The 22,386-nt window shown below is 66.1% G+C and carries 22 protein-coding genes; 3 read left to right on the top strand and 19 right to left on the bottom strand.

Going from position 1 to position 22,386, the window contains the following annotated elements:
- Position 1: 1 nt before the first annotated feature.
- Positions 2-2,035, bottom strand: a complete 2,034-nt coding sequence (uvrC, locus tag LGM56_RS11980; protein WP_089494383.1) for an excinuclease ABC subunit UvrC — start codon at positions 2,033-2,035, stop codon at positions 2-4.
- 76 nt (positions 2,036-2,111) lie between these two features.
- Here uvrC and earP point away from each other — a divergent pair, with 76 nt between their 5' ends.
- From earP to LGM56_RS11965, 3 genes are all read left to right on the top strand, one after another.
- On the top strand, positions 2,112-3,305 hold the full coding sequence (gene earP, locus LGM56_RS11975) for an elongation factor P maturation arginine rhamnosyltransferase EarP (protein WP_226204700.1): 1,194 nt from the start codon (positions 2,112-2,114) through the stop codon (positions 3,303-3,305).
- 127 nt (positions 3,306-3,432) lie between these two features.
- On the top strand, positions 3,433-3,990 hold the full coding sequence (gene efp / locus LGM56_RS11970) for an elongation factor P (protein ID WP_011351421.1): 558 nt from the start codon (positions 3,433-3,435) through the stop codon (positions 3,988-3,990).
- Between the two features lie 269 nt (positions 3,991-4,259).
- A complete protein-coding gene (locus tag LGM56_RS11965) occupies positions 4,260-5,645 on the top strand; it encodes a sigma-54-dependent transcriptional regulator (protein WP_089494381.1) in 1,386 nt (461 codons plus the stop codon).
- A gap of 189 nt (positions 5,646-5,834) precedes the next feature.
- Here LGM56_RS11965 and nagZ read toward each other — a convergent pair whose 3' ends face one another.
- The 18 genes from nagZ to fabD all read right to left on the bottom strand — a co-directional run bounded on the left by nagZ (position 5,835) and on the right by fabD (position 22,380).
- Complete coding sequence (gene nagZ, locus LGM56_RS11960) at positions 5,835-6,863, bottom strand: beta-N-acetylhexosaminidase (protein ID WP_226204698.1); 1,029 nt, start codon at positions 6,861-6,863, stop codon at positions 5,835-5,837.
- 16 nt (positions 6,864-6,879) lie between these two features.
- Positions 6,880-7,308, bottom strand: a complete 429-nt coding sequence (gene acpS, locus LGM56_RS11955) for a holo-ACP synthase (RefSeq protein ID WP_011351418.1) — start codon at positions 7,306-7,308, stop codon at positions 6,880-6,882.
- A gap of 72 nt (positions 7,309-7,380) precedes the next feature.
- Positions 7,381-8,157 carry a pyridoxine 5'-phosphate synthase gene (pdxJ, locus tag LGM56_RS11950; protein WP_046545252.1) on the bottom strand — a complete coding sequence of 259 codons (777 nt, stop codon included), beginning with the start codon at positions 8,155-8,157 and terminating at the stop codon, positions 7,381-7,383.
- Positions 8,154-8,990 (bottom strand): DNA repair protein RecO, encoded by an 837-nt coding sequence (recO, locus tag LGM56_RS11945; protein ID WP_011351416.1) that lies wholly within the window; start codon positions 8,988-8,990, stop codon positions 8,154-8,156. Before recO ends, pdxJ begins: the two co-directional genes overlap by 4 nt.
- A complete protein-coding gene (gene era, locus LGM56_RS11940) occupies positions 8,977-9,876 on the bottom strand; it encodes a GTPase Era (protein ID WP_226204696.1) in 900 nt (299 codons plus the stop codon). Before era ends, recO begins: the two co-directional genes overlap by 14 nt.
- A gap of 60 nt (positions 9,877-9,936) precedes the next feature.
- Positions 9,937-11,163 carry a ribonuclease III gene (rnc, locus tag LGM56_RS11935; RefSeq protein ID WP_226204694.1) on the bottom strand — a complete coding sequence of 409 codons (1,227 nt, stop codon included), beginning with the start codon at positions 11,161-11,163 and terminating at the stop codon, positions 9,937-9,939.
- A gap of 154 nt (positions 11,164-11,317) precedes the next feature.
- Positions 11,318-12,211: a signal peptidase I gene (lepB, locus tag LGM56_RS11930; RefSeq protein WP_027788005.1), complete on the bottom strand. Its 894-nt coding sequence runs from the start codon at positions 12,209-12,211 to the stop codon at positions 11,318-11,320.
- A 16-nt stretch (positions 12,212-12,227) separates the two neighbouring features.
- Positions 12,228-14,021, bottom strand: coding sequence for a translation elongation factor 4 (gene lepA / locus LGM56_RS11925; RefSeq protein ID WP_089494377.1), 1,794 nt, complete (start codon positions 14,019-14,021; stop codon positions 12,228-12,230).
- Positions 14,022-14,181: 160 nt separating this feature from the next.
- Positions 14,182-14,424, bottom strand: coding sequence for a glutaredoxin family protein (locus LGM56_RS11920; protein WP_089494376.1), 243 nt, complete (start codon positions 14,422-14,424; stop codon positions 14,182-14,184).
- A gap of 7 nt (positions 14,425-14,431) precedes the next feature.
- A complete protein-coding gene (locus LGM56_RS11915; protein ID WP_226204692.1) occupies positions 14,432-15,934 on the bottom strand; it encodes a DegQ family serine endoprotease in 1,503 nt (500 codons plus the stop codon).
- A 16-nt stretch (positions 15,935-15,950) separates the two neighbouring features.
- A complete protein-coding gene (locus tag LGM56_RS11910; protein WP_059527587.1) occupies positions 15,951-17,003 on the bottom strand; it encodes a MucB/RseB C-terminal domain-containing protein in 1,053 nt (350 codons plus the stop codon).
- A gap of 5 nt (positions 17,004-17,008) precedes the next feature.
- The gene (locus LGM56_RS11905) at positions 17,009-17,626 is read right to left on the bottom strand and encodes a sigma-E factor negative regulatory protein (RefSeq protein WP_089494374.1); all 618 of its coding nucleotides are present in this window, start codon (positions 17,624-17,626) and stop codon (positions 17,009-17,011) included.
- 86 nt (positions 17,627-17,712) lie between these two features.
- Positions 17,713-18,312: an RNA polymerase sigma factor RpoE gene (gene rpoE / locus LGM56_RS11900; protein WP_006490873.1), complete on the bottom strand. Its 600-nt coding sequence runs from the start codon at positions 18,310-18,312 to the stop codon at positions 17,713-17,715.
- Between the two features lie 91 nt (positions 18,313-18,403).
- Positions 18,404-18,868 carry a hypothetical protein gene (locus LGM56_RS11895; RefSeq protein ID WP_089494373.1) on the bottom strand — a complete coding sequence of 155 codons (465 nt, stop codon included), beginning with the start codon at positions 18,866-18,868 and terminating at the stop codon, positions 18,404-18,406.
- Between the two features lie 12 nt (positions 18,869-18,880).
- Positions 18,881-20,113: a beta-ketoacyl-ACP synthase II gene (gene fabF, locus LGM56_RS11890; RefSeq protein ID WP_089494372.1), complete on the bottom strand. Its 1,233-nt coding sequence runs from the start codon at positions 20,111-20,113 to the stop codon at positions 18,881-18,883.
- A gap of 164 nt (positions 20,114-20,277) precedes the next feature.
- Positions 20,278-20,517 (bottom strand): acyl carrier protein, encoded by a 240-nt coding sequence (acpP, locus tag LGM56_RS11885; RefSeq protein ID WP_004197638.1) that lies wholly within the window; start codon positions 20,515-20,517, stop codon positions 20,278-20,280.
- 144 nt (positions 20,518-20,661) lie between these two features.
- Positions 20,662-21,411, bottom strand: coding sequence for a 3-oxoacyl-ACP reductase FabG (gene fabG, locus LGM56_RS11880; RefSeq protein WP_006476504.1), 750 nt, complete (start codon positions 21,409-21,411; stop codon positions 20,662-20,664).
- 36 nt (positions 21,412-21,447) lie between these two features.
- Positions 21,448-22,380, bottom strand: coding sequence for an ACP S-malonyltransferase (gene fabD, locus LGM56_RS11875; RefSeq protein WP_226204690.1), 933 nt, complete (start codon positions 22,378-22,380; stop codon positions 21,448-21,450).
- Between the last annotated feature and the right edge of the window lie 6 nt (positions 22,381-22,386).

Below are 22,386 nucleotides of genomic sequence, written 5' to 3'. Positions count from 1 at the left end.
GTCAGTGAAGCTGCTTGTAGATCTGCTCGGCGAGCGCGTGCGAGATGCCCTCGACGCTCGCGAGCTCCTCGACGCTCGCGGCCACCACGCCGCGCAACCCGCCGAACCGCGCGAGCAGCCGCTGCCGGCGCTTCGCGCCGACGCCCTCGAGTTCCTCGAGCCGCGATGTCTGGCGCGCCTTCGCCCGCTTGGCACGCATGCCGGTGATCGCGAAGCGGTGCGCCTCGTCGCGGATCTGCGCGACGAGCATGAGCGCGGCGCTTTCCTTGCCGAGTTCGAGCGGCGTGCGGCCGTCCGCGAACACGAGCGTCTCGAGGCCGACCTTGCGCCCCTCGCCTTTCGCGACGCCAACCAGCATCGACGTGTCGAGACCGAGCTCGGTGAACACCTGGCGCGCGATTTCGACCTGACCCTTGCCGCCGTCGATCAGCACGATGTTCGGCAGCAGGCTCGACGCCTCGGCCTGGCGCGTCGACTCGCCGTCGATGCCGGCCGCATCGTCGGCGGCAGCCGCCTGCGCGGCCTGCTCGACCATCTTCTCGTAGCGGCGCGTAAGCACCTGCCGCATCGCCGCGTAGTCGTCGCCGGGCGTGATCCCGGTGATGTTGTAGCGGCGGTATTCGCCCGACTGCATCTTGTGATGGTGGTAGACCACGCACGACGCCTGCGTCGCCTCGCCCATCGTGTGGCTGATGTCGAAGCATTCGATCCGCAGCGTCGCGAGATCGTCGCATTCGTAGCTGAGCGTCTCCGCGAGCGCACGCGTGCGCGCCTGCTGCGAGCCCTGCTCGGACAGCAGACGCATGAGCGCGATCTGCGCATTCTGCTCGGCCATCGACAGCCACGCGCGCCGCTGCCCCTGCGGCTGCCGCACCAGCGACACCTTGTGGCCGGCCTGCTCGGACAGCAGCTCGAGCAGGTCGCGGCTCGCGGGCGCATGACTCACGACCAGCACCGGCGGCACGCGGTTGCCGAGATAGTGCTGCGCGATGAACGCGTCGAGCACTTCGGCCTCGACCGACGCCCCCGCGTCACCGCCCGTGCGGCCGGGTTCTTCCGCGGGCAGGTCCGGCAATGTATCGGCGGACGCATCGGCCGCCTCCGCCAGCTCGGACTCGTCGCCGATCCCGCCCTCGGCGAGCGTCAGCGCGCTTTCGACGTGCGTCGGGAAATACGCCTTGTCGCCGAGATGCCGGCCGCCGCGCACCATCGCGAGGTTCACGCACACGCGCCCGCCTTGCGCGACGACGGCCAGGATGTCGACGTCGCTGTCGCTGCCGACCTCGATCGCCTGCTGATGCAGCACCGTCGCGAGCGAGCTCATCTGGTTGCGCACGGCCGCCGCCTGCTCGAATTTCAGTTCGGCCGCGAACGCGTGCATCTTCTGCTCGAGTTCCTTCATCACTTCGGACTGCCGGCCGAGCAGGAAACGCGCGGCGTTCGATACGTCGATCGCGTAATCCTCGTCGGAGATCGCGCCGACGCACGGCGCCGTGCAGCGCCCGATCTGGTGCAGCAGGCACGGCCGCGTACGGTTGTTGAAGACCGAATCCTCGCAGGTGCGCAGCTGGAACACGCGCTGCAGGATCTGGATGCTCTCGCGCACGGCCCAGGCGCTCGGGAACGGCCCGAAATACTGGTTCTGCTTGTCGACCGAGCCGCGGTAGTAGGCCATCCGCGGAAAACGGTGCGCGGTGAGCTTCAGGTACGGATACGACTTGTCGTCGCGAAACAGGATGTTGTAGCGCGGCGCGAGCGCCTTGATCAGGTTGTTCTCGAGCAGCAGCGCCTCGGCCTCCGAGCGCGTGACGGTCGTCTCGATGCGCGCGATGCGCGTGACCATCATCGCGATGCGCGGCGACAGCTGCGTCTTCGTGAAATAGCTCGATACGCGCTTCTTCAGGTCGCGCGCCTTGCCGACATAGAGCACGGCGCCCGCCGTGTCGTAATAGCGATAGACGCCCGGCATGTGCGGCAACTGCGCAAGGATCTTCTTCGGTTCGAACGGGGTATCGGAAGCTTCAGGGGATGTCATGCGTGATCCGGGCGCCTTGTAACGCGGAACGGGTCTATTAGAATCGCCAGTTTAGAGCATTCACCGGCCCGCTTCGATGCCCCGCACCACCGCTGCCCCCCGGCCCGCCGCGCCGCTCGCGCCGGGCGAACCGATCGCCTGCGACCTCTTCTGTACGGTGATCGACAATTTCGGCGACATCGGCGTCTGCTGGCGCGTCGCGCGCCAGCTCGCGCACGAGCACGGCTGGCAGGTTCGCCTGTTCGTCGACGACCTGCGCACGTTCGCGCGCCTGCTGCCCGGGGTCGATCCCGACGCGGGGCGGCAGACGGTCGACGCGATCGTGATCGAGCACTGGCATGCGCAAGCCGGCGACGCGCTGGAGATCGCCGATGTCGTCATCGAAGCGTTTGCGTGCGAGCTGCCCGGCGCGTATCTCGCGGCGATGGCGCGGCGCGAACGGCGCCCGGTGTGGATCAACCTCGAATACCTGAGCGCCGAAGACTGGGTCGCCGATTTCCATCTGCGGCCGTCGCCGCATCCGCGCTACCCGCTGCTGAAGACGTTTTTCTTCCCCGGCCTGTCGGCCGGCACCGGCGGCGTCCTGAAGGAACACGACCTCGATGCGCGCCGCACCGCCTTCGACGCCGATGCGGCGGCGCGCGACGCCTGGTGGCAGCGCGCGACCGGCGGCGCGCCGCCGGCCGCCGGCACGACGGTCGTCAGCCTGTTCGCGTACGAGAATCCGGCCGTCGACGCGCTGCTCGCGCAGTGGCGCGACGGCCCGACACCGGTCGTCGCGCTCGTGCCGGCCGGCCGCGTGTCGCCTGCCGTTGCGCGTTTTTTCGGGGTCGAGTCGTTCGGCGCGGGCACGCATGCGCGCAGCGGCAACCTGACTGCCCACGGGCTCGCGTTCGTCCCCCAGGCCGAATTCGATCCGTTGCTGTGGGTGGCCGACCTCAATTTCGTGCGCGGCGAGGATTCGTTCGTCCGGGCGCAGTGGGCCCGCAAACCGTTCGTGTGGCACATCTACCCGCAGGCCGACGACGTCCACCTGCCGAAGCTCGACGCCGCGCTCGCGCACCTGTCGGCCGGCCTCGCCGACGCGCCGCGCGCGGCGCTCGAACGGTTCTGGCATGCATGGAACGGCGTCGGCACGCCCGACTGGGCCGATTTCTGGCAGCACCGCGCCGCACTGGACGCCAACGCGGCCCGCTGGGCCGATGCGCTCGCGGCCGTCGGCGATCTCGCCGGAAAGCTGGCGGAATACGCAAAATCTCAGTTAAAATAAGCGGTTATCCGACGGCTGACCAGGCAAGCGCTCGCTTTTGGCGTCCACCGGAACGCACCGCTTGCGCCGTCAGCCGTTGCGCAACGCTCAGGCACCTATTTATTTGATTTGATCAGGACAGTTTTTTATGAAAACCGCACAGGAACTCCGCGTAGGCAACGTCGTGCAGATCGGCAGCGACGCATGGGTCATCGCCAAGGCTGAATACAACAAGTCGGGCCGCAACTCCGCCGTCGTCAAGATGAAGATGAAGAACCTGCTGACGAACGCAGGCCAGGAAGCGGTCTACAAGGCTGACGACAAGTTCGACGTCGTCGTGCTCGACCGCAAGGAAGTGACGTACTCGTACTTCGCCGATCCGATGTACGTGTTCATGGACGCCGACTACAACCAGTTCGAAGTCGAAGCGGAAATGATGGGCGAAGCCCTGAACTACCTCGAAGACGGCATGGCTTGCGAAGTCGTGTTCTACAACGAGAAGGCAATCTCGGTCGAACTGCCGACGGTCCTGGTTCGCGAGATCACCTACACGGAACCGGCAGTCAAGGGCGACACGTCGTCGGGCAAGGTGCTGAAGAACGCCAAGCTCGCAACGGGCTTCGAACTGCAAGTGCCGCTGTTCTGCAACACCGGCGACAAGATCGAAATCGATACGCGTACGAACGAATACCGCAGCCGCGCGTAATCGCCAGCGATACCCGCATCGAACAAAGCGCCCTTCGGGGCGCTTTTTGTTTGTCCGGCGCCAACAACCGGGCGAGAGTCAGGCTCATGTAAAGCACAAAAGCCACCGGTAAAGATATTCAATTTGTATCATCGGTAACTGTTTTATAGCGCCGGAGAAATATTGCTCGTTACGCGTTCAGCGGGGCATAAAATCAGTTTTTAATCTGACATGCGGCTGCGGTCACGATGGCCGACAGCCCGCCTCTCTTGACTCGACTTGCGTCCACCATGCCACACGCCCTGATTGTCGAAGACGATCCCAACAGTCTGTCCGGCCTCACCGCGCTGCTCGCCGCGGACGGCTTCTCGGTCGACACGGCCACGTCGCTCGCGGAAGCGCGCACGGCGCTCGGCCGCTCGATTCCCGATGTCGTTCTGGTCGACCTGAACCTGCCGGACGGCAGCGGGTTCGACCTGCTCCAGCACCTGCCGCAGCAACAGCCGAACGGCTCGCTGCCCGTCATCGTGCTGACCGGCAATGCGACGGTCGAGAGCGCCATCGAGGGGCTGCGTCACGGCATCTGGGACTACCTGCTGAAGCCGATCAACATCCCGCGCCTGCGCAGCCTGCTCGCGCGGATCCCGCGTCCGTACGAACTGATCGACGAAGTGCAGTCGCTGCGCGCGTCGCTGCGCCATCTCGGCCGCTTCGGCGCGCTGGTCGGCCGCAGCGACGCGATGCAGCACGTGTACGACATGATCGAGCACAACGCGCGCACCGAAACGGCGGTGCTGTTCTCGGGCGAAGCCGGTACCGGCAAGAAGCTGGCGGCGCGCACGCTGCACGACCTGAGCCGGCGCCGCAAGGGGCCGTTCGTGTCGTTCGACTGCCGGACGATCGCACAGGCCGGCCGGCACGGTGCGTCGCTCGACAGCGTGCTGTTCGGCCATGAGCGCGGTGCGTTCGATGGCGCCGAGCGCCGCGAATCGGGCCTGTTCGAACAGGCCGGCGGCGGCACGCTGTTCCTCGACGAAATCACCGCACTGCCGCTCGTGCTGCAGGAAGCGCTACTGCATGCGCTCGATTCGCAGAACTTCATGCGGATCGGCGGCACGAGCTCGATCACGAGCGATTTCCGGCTGATCGCGACCACGCGCCGCCCGGCGCGCGAAGCGGTCGCGAACGGCACGCTGCGCGAGGATCTGTGGCTGCGCCTCGATGCGGCATCGATCACGATGCCGCCGCTGCGCGATCGCGACGGCGATGCGCTCGCGATCGCGGATGCGCTGATCGACGAACTGAATCGCGACGCGCGCGCAACCGGCCGCAGCACGACCGACAAGCGCACGGCGCCGGGCTTCGTCCGTGAATGCCTGTCCTACGAATGGCCGGGCAACGTGCGCGAGTTGCAGGAGCGCGTGCGCTTCGCGTACGACGCATCGGGCGATTTCATCGAGACGCTGCGCGCGGGCGAGCCGAGCTTCTCGGCCGGCGCCGCACTGAACGGCAGCAGCGTGCAGATCAAGGTCGGCACGCCGCTGTCCGACGTCGAGGATCTGCTGATCCGCGCGACGCTCGACGCCGTCGGCGGCACGCGCCACCGTGCGGCAACGCTGCTCGGCATCAGTCCGAAGACGCTGTACAACAAGCTGCAGCGGATGAAGGTGAACTGAGCAGGCGGCGATGCTTGGGGGCTCTGGTAGGGCTTGACCGTTAGTTGCACCAAAGCACACTGCGTCGACCTGCCTGACTCCAGAAGCTGCCGGGTTCGCACCGGCGGGAAGGCATAAAAAAGCCGCGCGATTGCGCGGCTTTCTGTTTTGGTAACCGGAATGGCGCGGGGCGCGCCATTCCCTCCCCGCTCAGGCCAGTGCGCTGCTCAACAGCGCCTGCGCCTGCAGATACTCGGGCTGCGCGATCAGCTTGTCCCACTTGAGCGCCTTGCCGCGCCCACGCATCCGCTTGATGCGTCGCAACGACTCGTCCGTGGCCCGCGCTTTCAGCCCGTTCAGCACGACCTCGGCCGCGTCCGGCTGGTTGCAGACGAGCACCATGTCGCAACCGGCCGCGAGTGCGGCGTCGGCCGCCTGCGTGAGCGTGCCGCCTTCGCGCGCGGCTTCCATCGACAGGTCGTCGCTGAAGATCGCGCCCGTGAAGCCGAGCCGTCCGCGCAGAATGTCCTGCAGCCACACGCGCGAGAAACCGGCCGGCCGCTTGTCGACCTGCGTGTAGATCACGTGCGCGGGAATCACCGCGGACAGCGACAAACCGAGCCAGTCGTACGGTGCGACGTCCTGCTTGAGGATCGCGTCGAGCGTACGGTCGTCGGTCGGCAGCGCGACGTGCGAGTCGGCCTCCGCGAAGCCGTGCCCCGGGAAATGCTTGCCGCAGTTCGCCATCCCGGCGAGCGACAGCCCGTGGTTCAGGCTCTTCGCGAGCAGCGTGACGACGCGCGGATCTCGATGGAACGCGCGATCGCCGATCACTTTCGAGTGCCCGTAGTCGAGGTCGAGCACGGGCGTGAAGCTCATGTCGATCCCGCACGCGCGCAGCTCGGCGGCCAGGACGTAGCCGACGGCCGTGGCGACCTTCGTCGCGAGCAGCACGTCGCGATCCCACAGCTCGCCCAGGCGGCGCATCGCGGGCAGCACCGTGAAGCCGTCGGTGCGGAAACGCTGCACGCGCCCGCCTTCGTGATCGACGGCGATCAGGATGTCTTCGCGCACCGCGCGGATCGAGTCGGTCAGCGCGGTCAGTTGCGCGCGGTTCTGGAAGTGCCGCGCGAACAGGATCACGCCGCCGGTATTCGGATGCGCGAGGCGCCGCGCATCGTCGCGCGACAGGGCCGTGCCGACGACGTCGAGCATGACCGGGCCGGGAGTCGTTTTCATCGAATCGGGAATTCCGTCAGGAGGAGGTTCGGGAAACAGGTGCAGGCGCGGCGTCCGTCTCGGCGACCACGAACGACACCGCGTAGTCGCGTTCGTCGCTGACCGTCACGCGCGCCGTGATGCCACGGGCCGCCAGCCAGTCGGCCAGCTCGCCCGACGCGACCACGTACGGCTCGCCGCTCGGGTGGTTGAGGGTCTGCAGCGCACGCCACGTCATCGGCCAGTGCATGCCGAGCCCGATCGCCTTCGAGAACGCTTCCTTCGCGGAAAAGCGCGTCGCGAGGAACGCGATGCCGCGCGCCTCGGAGCGGGCGCGGCGCGCATGGAACACGCGCAGCTCGTCGGGACCCAGCACCTTCTCGGCAAACCGGCCGCCCGTGCGTTCGAGCACGGCCGCGATGCGGCTCACCTGGGCGATGTCGGTACCGATGCCGTAGATCGCCATGTCAGTACGCGCCGGTACGACCCGGCCGGGCCGGGTCAGGCATGACGCGCGACGCGCGGCGGCATGCCATCTTCAGCGCGCGCCGCCATGCAGCGCGGCAACGCGTGCGGCGACCATGATCGCCTTCATTTCGCGCACCGCGTTGTCCCAGCCCGCGAAAATCGCGTGCGCGACGATCGCGTGGCCGATGTTCAGTTCGACGATGCCGTCGATCGCGGCGATCTGCTGCACGTTCGTGTAGTGCAGGCCATGACCGGCATTGACCTTCAGGCCGAGCTGCGCGCCGGCCTGAACGCCCGCGACGATGCGCTCGTATTCGCGCTGCTGCTCGGCTTCGTCGTGCGCTTCGGCGTAACGGCCCGTATGCAGCTCGATCACCGGCGCGCCCGCTTCGTGCGCGGCACGGATCTGCGTCTCGTCCGGATCGATGAACAGCGACACGCGCACGCCCACGTCGGCAAGCTGCTTGCATGCCGCACGCACGGCCTCGAAGTGGCCGGCGACATCGAGACCGCCTTCGGTCGTCAGTTCCTCGCGCTTCTCGGGCACGAGGCACGCGTCGTGCGGACGCACTTCGCAGGCGATATCGAGCATCTCGGCCGTCACCGCGCATTCGAGGTTCATGCGCGTCTTCAGCAGCGGACGCAGCTTGCGCACATCCGCATCGACGATGTGGCGGCGATCCTCGCGCAGGTGCAGCGTGATCGCATCCGCACCGGCTTCTTCGGCGGCGAGCGCCGCGCGGATCGGATCGGGATAGGTCGTGCCGCGCACATTGCGCAGCGTCGCGACGTGGTCGATGTTGACGCCGAGGTCGATGGCGGTGGGCGTGGTCAGGAAGAAGCTCATAGGTTTTGCAGGTCGATCAGGATCTGACGCGTGGCAAGCGGCGTGCCGCCGAGATAGGTGTTCAGCAGGAAGCGCATCAGCGTCTTGCTTTGCGCAACCGTCTGGGCTCGATGGTAATCGTCCTGCTCCATATCGAGCAACGTCTGTCCGGAAATGACCGGCCAGTGCGACGGGACTTCGTCGTCCGCATTGCGCACGCCACGCTCGGGATCGAACACGTAGCGACGATCAGGCTCGACCGCGCGGCGCGCGACCGTGCGGTTCAACGCCATCGCGTAGCCGGTCTCGCGCAGCAGCACGCGCTCGAACGAGCGCAGCACCTGCACCGCGGGTTCGCCGTGCGCGAGGCGCGTGAGGGTCAGCACGTAATGATTGAAGAGCGGCGGCTGGGGATCTTCGCGTGCGCAGAATTTCACGAGCAGCTCGTTCGCGTAGAAGCCGCACAAGAGCCCGTCGCCGCCGAGCGGCAGCATCCCGCCGACCCACTCGGCGCCCGTCAGCGTGCGCACCTCGGATTTGCCCGACCAGGACAACAGCAGCGGCTGGAAGGTCTGCAGTACGCCGCGCAGCGCGGAGTGCGGGCGCTTCGCGCCCTTCGCGACGAGCGCGAGCCGCCCATGATCACGCGTCAGCACGTCGATGATCAGGCTCGTTTCCCGATACGGATAACTGTGCAGCACGTACGCCGGCTGCTCGGCGACACGGAAATCGGACGTGCGTGACGTCGCGCGCCGCGCCTTGCGCGGCGGTTCAGGCGGTGCCGGCAGCGGCGCGTCGTTCGCGCCGGCCGTCACCGCGTCTTCAGTCGACGTCAGCGCGTCATTCGTACCCATAGGCGCGCAGCCCCGCCTCGTTGTCGGCCCAGCCGCTCTTCACCTTCACGAAGGTCTCGAGGTACACGGGGCCGTCGAACAGCTTCTCCATGTCCATCCGCGCTTCGGTGCTGATCTGCTTGAGCTTCTCGCCCTTCTTGCCGATCACCATCGCCTTGTGCGAATCACGCTCGACGAGGATCGTCGCGAAGATGCGCTTCAGGCGCCCTTCTTCCTCGAACTTGTCGATCAGCACGGTGCTCGTGTACGGCAGTTCGTCGCCGGTCCAGCGGAACACCTTCTCGCGCAGGATTTCGGCTGCGAGGAAACGCGAGCTGCGGTCGGTCAGCTCGTCCTCGCCGTAGATCGGATCGCCTTCCGGCAGGTACGGCTTGATCGTGTCCAGCAGGCGCTTGATGTCTTCCGGCTTCTGCGCCGACAGCGGCACGAGCTCGGTGAATTCGCGCAGCTCGCTCACCTTCTGCATGAACGGGAACAGCGTCGCCTTGTCGTTCACGCGGTCGATCTTGTTCGCGATCAGCAGCGTCGGCATGCCGGGCGGAATCAGGTCGAGCACCTTCTGGTCGTCGGGGCCGAAGCGGCCGGCCTCGATCACGAACAGGATCACGTCGACCGACGTGAGCGTCGACGTGACCGCACGGTTCAGCGAACGGTTCAGCGCGGTGCTGTGACGGGTCTGGAAACCCGGCGTGTCGACGAACACGAATTGCGCGTCGTCGAACGTATTGATGCCGGTGATGCGGTGGCGGGTCGTCTGCGCCTTGCGCGACGTGATGCTGATCTTCTGGCCGACGAGTGCGTTCATCAACGTCGACTTGCCGACGTTCGGGCGGCCCACGATCGCGATCATGCCGCAACGGAAACCGGTAGGAGCGGGAGTGTTCATATCGTTTGGGAGACAGGTTCGGAAACGGCCGCGCGGCGCGCGGCACGATCGATGGGCAATTCAGTGGTCGGCATCGGCCACGCGCGCCTGCGCGGCGGCGAGGCTCGCGCCGCCCGGCGGCGTCTCGGCATCCGGTGCCGCGGCGTCGCGTGTGCGCGCAGCCGCACGCGAAGCGGGGTCGGTACCGGCGGAAGACTTGTCGGCGGACGACGATGCCGGATCGGCGGCCTGGCCAGCCGGCTTGTCGGCTGCGCGTGCACCGGGCGCGGCTTCCGCGGGCTTCTCCGCGGCCTTGTCGGCTCGCTCGGCCGGCTTGTCGACAGCCTTGTCGGCCGCCGGCTTCGCCGCCCGTTCGCCCTTTTCCGCCGCCGCGTCGACATGCGCCGCGCGAATCGCGGCCATCGGCGCCGCGGCCGTCTCGGTGCCGGCCAGAGCGGTTGCCGCAGGCGCCGCACCGGCCGCCCTCGCCTCGCGCGCCGCCGCGCGTTCCTTCCGCTCCGGCGAGCGCAGGTCGAGCGCTTCCTGCACGCCCTTCACGCCCGGCACGATTTCAGGTTCGACGTGTTTCGACCCGCGCGCGTTTTTCGAGCGCTTCGGCTTCGCGGCCAACATCGGCGCGGCCGCCATCACTTCATCGAGCGCCTTCTTCGCGGCAGCCTGCTCGGCTGCGCGCCGGCTCGCACCGGAGCCCGACACCTTCACGTCGAGCTTCGGCACCGTGCATTCGACTTCGAATTGCTGATTGTGCGCCGCACCATGCGTCGCGACCACCGTGTAGGTCGGCAGCGCGATCTTGTGCCCCTGCAGGTATTCCTGCAGCAGCGTCTTCGCGTCCTTGCCGAGCGTGCGCGGATCGATATGGTCGAGAATCGGGATATAGAGGCGCTTGATGACCCCTTGGGCGGCTTCGAAGCCGCCATCGAGGAATACGGCCCCGATGATGGCTTCGAACGCGTCCGCGAGGATCGACGGGCGGCGGAACCCGCCGCTGCGCAGCTCGCCCTCGCCGAGCCGCAGTCCGTCCGAGATATTCAGGGCCTGAGCAATTTCGTACAGCGACTGCTGTTTGACGAGATTGGCGCGGACGCGCGACAGATCGCCTTCGTCCAGCTTGCTGAAACGCTGGAACAAAAGGGCAGCCACCGCGCAATTCAGAACGGAATCGCCGAGAAACTCGAGCCGTTCGTTGTGCGTGGCACTGTGACTACGATGGGTCAAAGCCTGGCGCAACAATTCCGCATTGCGAAATTCGTAGCGCAGCCGGCTTTCCAACTGGGATGAGGGCATGTGCAGGAGTATAACGCGGGCGCCCGGTCGGGCCGAAACGGCACGGCCGGACCCGAAAAGGCGTGACGAGGCGGTGTTACCGCCGGTTCTTAAAGTAGTTCGGCACTACGCGACGCGGCCCGTGCGTCGCGTAGTGCGAGTGAGTCGATTGCGATCAGTTGAAGGAACCGATGCGCTTGAGGTCGCTGAAGTTCATCCAGATGAAGAACGCGCGGCCGACGATGTTCTGGTCCGGCACGAAACCCCAGTAGCGGCTGTCCGCACTGTTGTCGCGGTTGTCGCCCATCATGAAGTAGTGACCGGGCGGCACCTTGCAGATCACGCCGCGGCTGTTGTACGTGCAGTTGTCGCGAAACGGATAGTCGTATGCGCCCATCACGAACGGCGGCACGGCCGGGTTGTTGAGGATCGCGTTCTTCTTGTTGCCGATCGTCTCCTCGAACTGCTTCGCGTAGTTCTGGCGCTCGTCGTCGAAGAAATCGGGCAGCGGCGTTTCGGGCACCGGCTGGCCGTTGATCGTGAGCTGCTTGTCCTGGTACGCGACGGTATCGCCCGGCAGGCCGATCACACGCTTGATGTAGTCGACCGACTCGTCCTTCGGATAACGGAACACGACGACGTCGCCGCGCGACAGCGGGCTGCCCTGCGTGATCTTCGTGTTCGTGACCGGCAGGCGCAGCCCGTATTCGAACTTGTTGACGAGGATGAAATCGCCGACGAGCAGCGTCGGCACCATCGAGCCCGACGGAATCTTGAACGGCTCGACGACGAACGAACGCACGACGAACACCGCCAGGATCACCGGAAAGAAGCTCGCCGTGTACTCGAGCCACCACGGCTGGCGCAGCTTCTCGTCACGCAGCTTCGAACGCGTCTGCACCGCGTTTTCATCCGCGAAGCGCTTGTCGATGCGCGACTGCTGGCGATCGAACTCCTCGATCGCCGAGTCGGCCGCCTTGCGACGCTGCGGCAGGAACACCAGTTTGTCCAGCACCCACGCTACGCCCGTCAAGATGACGAGCACAAAAAGAATCAGCGCAAAATTCATAAAAGGATCAGTCCTGTTATTTGTCTTCGACGCGCAAGATCGCAAGGAACGCTTCCTGCGGGATCTCGACCGAGCCCACCTGCTTCATTCGTTTCTTGCCTTCCTTCTGCTTCTCGAGCAGCTTCTTCTTTCGCGTGATGTCGCCGCCGTAGCACTTCGCGAGCACGTTCTTGCGCAGCGCCTTGATGTTCTCGCGCGCGACGATGTGCGCGCCGATCGCGGCCTGGATCGCCACGTCGTACATCTGGCGCGGGATGATCTCGCGCATCTTCGCGGCCACTTCGCGGCCTCGGTATTGCGACTGCGAACGGTGCACGATGATCGACAGCGCATCGACCTTGTCGCCGTTGATCAGCATGTCGACCTTCACGACGTCCGACGAACGGTACTCCTTGAACTCGTAGTCCATCGACGCATAGCCGCGCGATACCGACTTCAGGCGATCGAAGAAGTCGAGCACGATCTCGGCCATCGGGATCTCGTACGTGAGCTGCACCTGGCGGCCGTGATACTGCATGTTGATCTGCGAGCCGCGCTTCTGCTCGCACAGCGTGATCACCGAGCCCACGTAATCCTGCGGCATGTACAGGTTCACGGTGACGATCGGCTCGCGGACTTCGGCGATGCGGCCCGGCTCCGGCATCTTCGCCGGGTTCTCGACCATGATCGTCGAGCCGTCGCTCTGCACGACCTCGTAGACGACCGTCGGTGCGGTCGTGATGAGATCCATGTCGAACTCGCGCTCGAGCCGCTCCTGCACGATTTCCATGTGCAGCAGCCCGAGGAAGCCGCAACGGAAACCGAAACCGAGCGCCTGCGACACTTCCGGCTCGTACTGCAGCGAGGCATCGTTCAGCTTCAGCTTCTCGAGCGATTCGCGCAGCGCGTCGTACTGGTTCGCCTCGACCGGATACAGCCCCGCGAACACCTGCGGCTTCACTTCCTTGAAGCCCGGCAGCGGCTCGGCGGCGGCCTTGGTTGCGTGCGTGACGGTGTCGCCCACCTTCGCGGCCGTCAGCTCCTTGATGCCGGCGATGATGAAGCCCACCTGCCCTGCCGACAGCGAGTCGAGATTGCGCGACTTCGGCGTGAACACGCCAACGTGCTCGACCGGATACTGCGCGCCGGTCGCCATCATCTTGATTTTGTCCTTCGGGCGCAGCGTGCCGTTGACGATGCGCACCAGCATCACGACGCCGACGTAGTTGTCGAACCACGAATCGATGATGAGCGCCTGCAGCGGCGCGGCCGGGTCGCCCTTCGGCGGCGGCACCTTCGCGATCAGCGACTCGAGCACGTCCTCGACGCCGAGGCCCGTCTTCGCGCTGCAACGCGTCGCGTCGGTCGCGTCGATGCCGATCACGTCCTCGATCTCCTCGATCGCGTTCTCGGGGTTCGCGGCCGGCAGGTCGATCTTGTTCAGCACGGGAACGACCTCGACGCCGAGCTCGATCGCCGTATAGCAGTTCGCGACGGTTTGCGCCTCGACGCCCTGGCTCGCATCGACGACCAGCAGTGCGCCTTCGCACGCGGACAGCGAACGGCTGACTTCGTACGAGAAGTCGACGTGCCCCGGCGTGTCGATCAGGTTCAGGTTGTAGACCTTGCCGTCGCGCGCGCGATAGGACAGCGCGGCAGTCTGCGCCTTGATCGTGATGCCGCGCTCGCGCTCGATATCCATCGAGTCGAGCACCTGCGCTTCCATTTCACGGTCGGCGAGGCCGCCGCATACCTGGATGATGCGATCCGCGAGCGTCGACTTGCCATGGTCGATGTGCGCGATGATCGAGAAATTGCGAATATGATCCATTCAGTGCCGATCAAGCGAAAAAGGCGCGCTCGACGACTGCAGAGCACGCCTTGTGTAAGTCGGTGAAAAAACAGCTTATTTTAGCCGAAAAGGCCTTTGCCGGGCGGTATTTCCAACGCCGGGCCAAGCCCCGTGCGAAACGACGCCCGCCGGCGGCAAGTCAGGCTCGGCGCCGGGCCGCCAGCGCGTCGCGCACCCGCGCGTCGTCGAACCGGTGGCGGCATACCTCCGCCCCGTCCAGCAACAGTACGGGCACGTCCTCGTCGTAGCGGGCGACGAGTGTCGGATCGGTGTCGATGTCGACGTAATCGACCGCGACGCCGAATTCGGCCGCCACCGGCGCCAGTGCGTCGCGCAGGTCGTCGCACAGGTGGCACCAGCCGCGGCCGTAGAGCGTGAACATCGGCGCGTTACTTCTGGCGCGGCCGCACGGGCACGAACTGCGTGTTGTCGCCACGCCGCACCAGCACCGCGACCGCCTTCTGCGGATCGAGCTGCGCGGTCACGTCGGCGAACTGCTTCGCGTTCGTGATGTCGGTGTCGCCGACGCGCAGCACGATATCACCGCGCTGCAGGCCCGCACGGGCGGCCGGGCCGTCGACGCCGTCGATCTGCACGCCGTTCTTCAGCTTCAGCGTCTTCATCTGCTCCGCCGTCAGGTCGCTGACCGTCAGACCGAGCGAATTGGTCTGGCGCGGCTTCTGCGGCGCGTTCTTGCGCTGCTCGGCCTTTGCCGTCGTTTCGGCCGGCGTTTCCGCGATCGTGATCGGCAGATCGCGTGCCTGACCCTTGCGCCATACGCTGACCGTCGCCTTCGTGCCGGGCTTCGTGTCGCCGACCATGCGCGGCAGATCCGAAGCCGTATCGACAGAACGGCCATTGAACTTCAGGATGATGTCGCCCGGCTGGATACCCGCCTTGTCGGCCGGGCCACCCGGCTCGACGCTGCTGACGAGCGCGCCCTCGGCCTTCGGCAACCCGATCGAATCGGCCACGTCCTTCGTCACCTCGCCGATCGCCACCGCGATCCGGCCGCGCGTGACCTTGCCCGTCGCCTTCAGCTGGTCGGCCACGCGCATCGCCTCGTCGATCGGAATCGCGAACGAGATGCCCATGAAGCCGCCGGTACGGCTGTAGATCTGCGAGTTGATGCCGATCACCTCGCCCTGCATGTTGATCAGCGGGCCGCCCGAGTTGCCGGGGTTCACGGCGACGTCGGTCTGGATGAACGGCAGGTAGTCACCCGTATTGCGGCTCTTCGAGCTGACGATGCCGGCCGTGACCGTGTTGTCGAGGCCGAACGGCGAACCGATCGCGACGACCCACTCGCCAACGCGCACCTTGTTCGAATCGCCGATCGCGACGACCGGCAGGTTCGACGCCTGGATCTTCACGACCGCGACGTCCGTGCGATCGTCGACGCCGATCAGCTTCGCCTTGAATTCGCGCTTGTCGGTCAGCGTCACGTAGATGGTGTCCGCATCGTCGACGACGTGCGCATTGGTCATCACGTAGCCGTCGGCCGACACGATGAAGCCCGAGCCGACGCCGCGATTCTGTTCGGTGTCGGGCGGATTGTCCGGCGTCGGCGCGTTCTTCGGATTGCCGCCGCCATTGCCGCTACCGTTGCCCGGCGCCTGCGGCAAAGGAATGCCGAAGAAGCGGCGGAAGAATTCCGACATGTCGCCGTTGTCGAAGCCCGGCGGGAGCATGCCGCGCGGGCCGCTGCTCGTCGGCACGTTGGCGGTGGTCCGGATGTTCACGACGGCCGGCCCGACCTTTTCGACCAGATCGGCGAAGTCGGGCAGACTGGCAGCGGGAGCCGTCACCGCAAACGCGGTATGCGGCACGAGCGGCAGGCAGGCAGACAGCGCCGCCGCCGCGAGCCATTTGCGCAGCGCGAGTTTCATCATGTCGGAAGCCGTAGCGTTACTTGGAAGCCTTGTATTCTATGGCAGACGCGAACTGCTGCAACGTAGCCGGCGGCACTTCTCCGAGTACGGTGATCCAGTAGTCGCCACGGCGCTTCACGAGCACGTTCGTTGCGCCGGTGCTGCCCGCGCCTTCCTTGCGCGTATTCTTTTCGGCCGGCTCGATGAAAACCGAGATCGTCGCGAGACCGTCGGTGAAGACGGCCTGATCGACCGGGATCGGCGGCTCGCCCGCGTCGCGCGCGGCCATCGGCCGGCGCACTTCACGAATCTTCTGGAAACCGGCCACGCTCGGGGCAAGCTGCCAGCCCTGCGCTTCCATGTCGACCGTCGCGACCGGCGGCCGCACGACCGTCCAGCCGCTCAGGTTGCGCATGCCGGCCGCGATCGCGGCCTTGTCGCCGCTTGCACCGCCCGTCTGCAGTTGCGAGAACGCGATCTGCTCGAGCACGTGATCGTTCGCATCGAGCGTCTGCGAGCGCAGCAGCAGCCCCGTGCGCGCGTCCGCCCACAGCTTGTACGTGAAACGGTACGCATCCTTCGGCACGAGTTCGACGACCTGCGCGTCGATCCCTGCCACGCGGTCCTTGCCGAGCGACTTCGCATCGTAGACGGACATCACGTGCTCGCCGCTCGCGCCGAGCAGCGCGGGGAACGAGTCACGCGTCTGACGGCGCTCGACCACGCACAGCTTGCGCTCGGGCACGAACGTGTACAGCTCGTCGTTATGTCGCAGCAGCTTGCGCGGCTTGCCGTCGAGCGTCTCGATGCGCTCGAACTCGCCGTCGCGGGACGCGACGTGCGCGATGCGCGACGACTGCACATACCCGCCGCGCTGGTAGACGAACGTGCCTTCGTAGCTCTGCTGCTGCGCCGCTTGCTGGACGCGGTCGAGCCAGTCGGCGGCACCCTTGCGGGTCGCGACGGGATCGTCCGGTTGCTGGGCGCTGGCAGGAAGGGATTGAACGGACAACAGGGCGGCTGCGCAAAGCAGGAGGGCCGGCAGCCGCTTCCATCCGGAGATGGCGTGATTCAACTGCAATGTCCGCATCGGGTTTATTGGCCTGGCGTGGTGGTCACGGCAGCGCGGATCAGCGGCATCGAACCCGTGACGACGGGCTGCTGCGCGAATTGCTGGTGCGCTTCAAGATATTGGTCGAGGCTGGCGTCGCGGATGATGTTGACGTCCTGCAGGCCCGGCTGGGCCGATGCCTGCGCAACCGTCACGCGCTGCAGGTTGCCGCCTTGCGGCGCACCGGCCGACGCGACCTGGACGGCGCCCGGGGCACCGGCCGTCTGCATTTGCGGGACGACGATCCACGTCAGCGTGGCCGCTGCGGCAGCGACCGCGAACGCGGGCACGACGCGCCGGCGCAGCGACAGAAGCTTGCGCGCAACGGGTGCGGCCGCCGGCGCGAGCAGGTGCGGCTCGCTTTCGAGCGCAGCCGACATGCGCGCGGTGAACGCCACGCTCAGCGCGGGCGACAGCGCGAGTTCGTCCGAGCGCAGCGCATCGCCGATCAGGTGGTAATGGGCCCACGTGGCGCGATCCGCGCGGTTGAGCTCAGCTAGAAACTGCCCGTTGTCCGGGCCCTCGAACATTTCGCCGTCGACCAGCGCGGAAAGGCGCTCGCCGCGCGAGCACGCTTGCGACTGCGTATTGACCGACCCCATGATGCTCCCCATCTTGCACACCCCGTCGTGACATCACGACTCTAACCGTAACTAGACCCCGACCCGCGTCGCTCCGCCTGTCGCGCTTACCAGCGCTTGCCTTCGGGCGTATCGAGCAGCGGACGCAATTTGGCAGCGATTGCCTCGCGTGCGCGGAAGATCCGCGACCGGACCGTCCCGATCGGACAGCCCATCATTTCCGCGATCTCTTCGTAGCTCAGGCCCTCGATCTCGCGCAGCGTAATTGCCTGGCGCAGTTCTTCGGGCAGCAGCGCCATGGCAGCGTTGACCGTCTCGGCAATCTGCTTGCTCATCAACATCGACTCAGGCGTGTTGATATCCCTTAGTTGGTCTGCGTCGGAGAAAGTTTCCGCTTCCTCCGCATCGGCCTCCGTCGAAGTCGGCGCCCGGCGGCCTTGCGTCGCAAGGTAGTTCTTCGCCGTGTTGACGGCAATTCGGTACAACCACGTATAGAACGCCGACTCGCCGCGGAATTGCGGCAGCGCACGATACGCCTTGATGAACGCGTCCTGGGCCACATCCTCGACCTCGGCGGGATCCCGCACGAGGCGCGAAATCAGCCGAATGATCTTGCGGTGGTATTTGGAGACCAGGAGTTCGAACGCTGCCTTGTCGCCCTTCTGTACGCGCTCGACCAGAGCCTGATCGATTTCTTTTTCACTCACCTGACAAATCCGTTAACTAGGGATGCAACGCGGAGCGCTATTGTAGCGTTCCCGCGCCGGCCGCTGGTTACGGTAGGTAACCGTGCCGCCGTCAAACCCGCCCCGCCGCGCCCGCCGTTCTCGCCAGCACGGACAGCGCGCTGAACGATGCGGCGTCGAGCGCATCGGCCGGAATCAGCAGCGGCCGGGCCCGCCGGGCGCCCTGCCCGACCGACAGCACCAGCAGCAGGCTGCTCCAGTGCGCATGCCCCGTCACGCGGCCGCGTGCCAGCAGGCGCCCGGTGCGGCCAAACGCCGCGACTTCCCCGAATGCATCGATCTGCAACTCGGCCGGCAACCGGCGGGCACAGGCCCGCGCAGCGCACACGGCCAGCAGCGCGGCCGTCACGGCCGACACGCCTGCGCCGACGGCCGCGCCCGCGCGCGGCGCCCAGAACAGATAGGCCGACGCGGTAGCCGACGCGACGAACACGGCCAGCACGAAATACGACACGGCCGAGGCCCGCAACGCAAAGCGTTGCGGGCGCCCGGCCGGAGCATCGAATGGACTCGTCAAGCGATTGCGGCGTCAGACGCGCTTGAACACCAGCGTGCCGTTGGTACCGCCGAAGCCGAAGTTGTTCTTCACGGCAACGTCGATCTTCATGTCACGCGCTGTGTTCGCGCAGTAGTCGAGATCGCACTCCGGGTCCTGGTTGAAGATGTTGATGGTCGGCGGCGACACGTTGTTGTGCAGCGCCAGCACCGTGAACACCGATTCGAGGCCGCCCGCGCCGCCCAGCAGGTGGCCCGTCATCGACTTCGTCGAGTTCACGATGAGCTTGTACGCATGCTCGCCGAAGGCCGCCTTCACCGCGTCGGACTCGTTCTTGTCGCCCAGCGGCGTCGACGTGCCGTGCGCGTTCAGGTACTGGACCTCGTCCGCGTTCACGCCGGCGTCGCGCAGTGCCGCGACCATGCAGCGGCGCGGGCCGTCCATGTTCGGCGCGGTCATGTGGTATGCGTCGCCCGTCATGCCGAAGCCCGAGACTTCCGCGTAGATCTTCGCGCCGCGCGCCTTCGCCGCTTCGTACTCCTCGAGCACCATCACGCCGGCACCCTCGCCCAGCACGAAGCCGTCGCGGTCCTTGTCCCACGGACGGGATGCGCTGGCCGGATCGTCGTTGCGGGTCGACAGCGCACGCGCTGCCGCGAAACCGCCGATGCCGAGCGGCGACACGGTCGATTCGGCGCCGCCCGCAACCATCACGTCGGCGTCGCCGGCCTGGATCAGGCGCGCTGCGAGGCCGATGCTGTGCAGGCCGGTCGTGCAGGCCGTCACGGCCGCGAGGTTCGGGCCCTTCAGGCCGAACATGATGCTCAGGTGACCCGAGATCATGTTGATGATCGAACCCGGCACGAAGAATGGCGAAATCCGGCGCGGGCCGCGATCGACGTAGGTCTGGTGCGTATCTTCGATCATCGGCAGGCCGCCGATGCCGGAACCGACCATCACGCCGATGCGTTCCGCATTGGCTTCGTTCACTTCCAGCCCGCTGTCCTTGATGGCCTGGACGCCGGCGGCGATGCCGTAATGGATGAACGTATCCATGCTCCGGGCTTCCTTCGCCGGGATGTACTCCTCGGCGCTGAAACCCTTCACTTCGCCCGCGAAATGGCAGGCGAGGTTCGACGCATCGAACTTCGTGACGGTGGCGATACCGGACTTGCCGGCGACGAGATTGGCCCAGCCGTCGGCAACATTATTGCCAACAGGCGAAATCAGCCCCAGGCCTGTAACAACAACACGACGGCGGCTCACGGTAACCTCTTTTCCATTATTGGATGACAAAAACAAAAGCCACAGAGGCCACAGGAACCAGCCCTGCGAGCCCTGTGGCTGTTAGTCCGTCCGGCGCGAAGCCGGCAGGATGGCGCGTCAATCGCGAAGATCGCGGCGACGTGGCGGACAAGCGCGAAAGGCGCTTACGCCTTGACGTTTGCGCGAGCGTAGTCGATCGCTTGCTGAACGGTCGTGATCTTCTCTGCTTCTTCGTCCGGGATTTCCATGCCGAACTCGTCTTCCAGAGCCATCACCAGCTCGACCGTGTCGAGCGAGTCGGCGCCCAGGTCGTTCACGAACGAAGCTTCGTTCTTGATCTCGGCTTCCGCGACGCCCAGTTGTTCAGCGACGATCTTCTTGACACGTTGTTCGATGTTGTCCATTACCCCTCCGAGGGAAAGTTCAGATTTACAAGTGCGCGCATTTTATCAGGTTTGCTGACGCCAAAACGCGCGGTGGCTTGATGGTCGATCAAGCGCCGATCCGCCTGAAAAACGGGATACGGCGCGGATGGTAAACGAAAATCGTTACGACATGTACATGCCGCCGTTCACGTGCAGCGTCGTACCGGTGATGTAACCGGCTTGCGGCGATGCGAGGAACGCGACGGCATGGGCGATGTCTTCCGGGCTGCCGAGGCGGCCGAGCGGAATCTGGGTCTTGAGCGCGGCCTGCTGTTCTTCCGGCAGCGTCTTCGTCATGTCGGTGTCGATGAAGCCCGGCGCCACGCAGTTCACGGTGATGCCGCGGCTGCCGATTTCACGCGCAAGCGCACGCGTCATGCCCGCCACGCCGGCCTTCGCAGCCGCGTAGTTGACCTGACCCGGGTTGCCGGCCGAGCCGACCACCGACGTGATGTTGATGATGCGGCCGCCACGCGCCTTCATCATCGGGCGGAGCACCGCACGCGACAGGCGGAACACCGACTTCAGGTTGGTGTCGATCACCGCGTCCCAGTCCTCGTCCTTCATCCGCATCGCGAGCTGGTCCTGCGTGATGCCCGCGTTGTTGACGAGCACGTTCAGCGCGCCGAATTCCTTCACGGTCGCATCGATCAGCGCCTCGGCGGCTGCCGCGTCGTTGACGTTCAGCACCGCGCCGCGGCCCGTGACGCCCGCTTCCGCGAACGCCGCGGTAATCGCAGCGGCGCCCGATTCGCTCGTCGCCGTGCCGATCACCGTCGCGCCCAGGCGCGCGAGTTCGAGCGCGATCGAACGGCCGATGCCGCGCGATGCGCCGGTGACGATCGCAACCTGTTTATCGAGAGTCTTGTCCATGAATCGAATATCCGTCTCTTGAGAAAAGGCGCCGCGTCAGGCGGTCACCAGCTTGAGTGCTTCGTCGAGCGAAGCCGGATCGAATACCGACGCGCCCGTCAGGTTGACGTCGATGCGTTTCGTCAGGCCGGCGAGCACCTTGCCCGGGCCGCATTCGATCACGTGCGTGACGCCCGTGCCGGCGATGTGCTGCACGCACTCGACCCAGCGCACCGGGCCCGCGGCCTGGCGCACCAGCGCATCCTTGATCGCAGCCGGATCGCTGACCACGGCGACGTCGATGTTGTTGACGACGGGAATCTGCGGCGCCTTGACGTCGACGTTCGCAAGATAGTCGCGCAGTTGATCCGATGCCGGCTTGAGCAGCGACGAATGGAACGGCGCCGACACCGGCAGCGGCAGTGCGCGCTTCGCGCCCTTCGCCTTCGCGATCTCGCAGGCCTTTTCGACCGCGGCCTTGTTGCCTGCGATAACGACCTGCGCGGGCGCATTGAAGTTCACCGCTTCGACGACGCCCGCTTCCGCTGCTTCGGCGCAGACCGCGCGCACCGTGTCGTCATCGAGACCCAGGATCGCGGCCATGCCGCCCTGGCCGACCGGCACGGCCGTCTGCATCGCCTGCGCACGGAAGCGCACGAGCGGCACCGCGTCCTTGAACGCGAGCGCGCCGGCAGCGACGAGCGCCGTGTATTCGCCGAGGCTGTGGCCGGCGACGATCGCCGGCGCCGGGCCGCCTGCCTGCTGCCACGCGCGATAGCACGCATAGGCTGCGGTCAGCATCACGGGCTGCGTGTTGGTGGTGAGGCTCAGCTCTTCGGCCGGGCCTTCGGCGATCAGCTTGCCGAGATCCTGATTGAGTGCATCGGACGCTTCCTGGAGCGTCTCGCGCACGACGGCCAGATCGGCGAATGCGTTGAGCATGCCGACCGCCTGCGAGCCCTGCCCCGGAAATACGAATGCAAATTTCATATCGTC

It is taken from the genome of Burkholderia sp. AU38729, from assembly GCF_020419725.1.
GTDB lineage: Bacteria > Pseudomonadota > Gammaproteobacteria > Burkholderiales > Burkholderiaceae > Burkholderia.
Note: the sequence above shows the minus strand (reverse complement) of the source record. Positions and strands in the feature narration are given on the sequence as shown.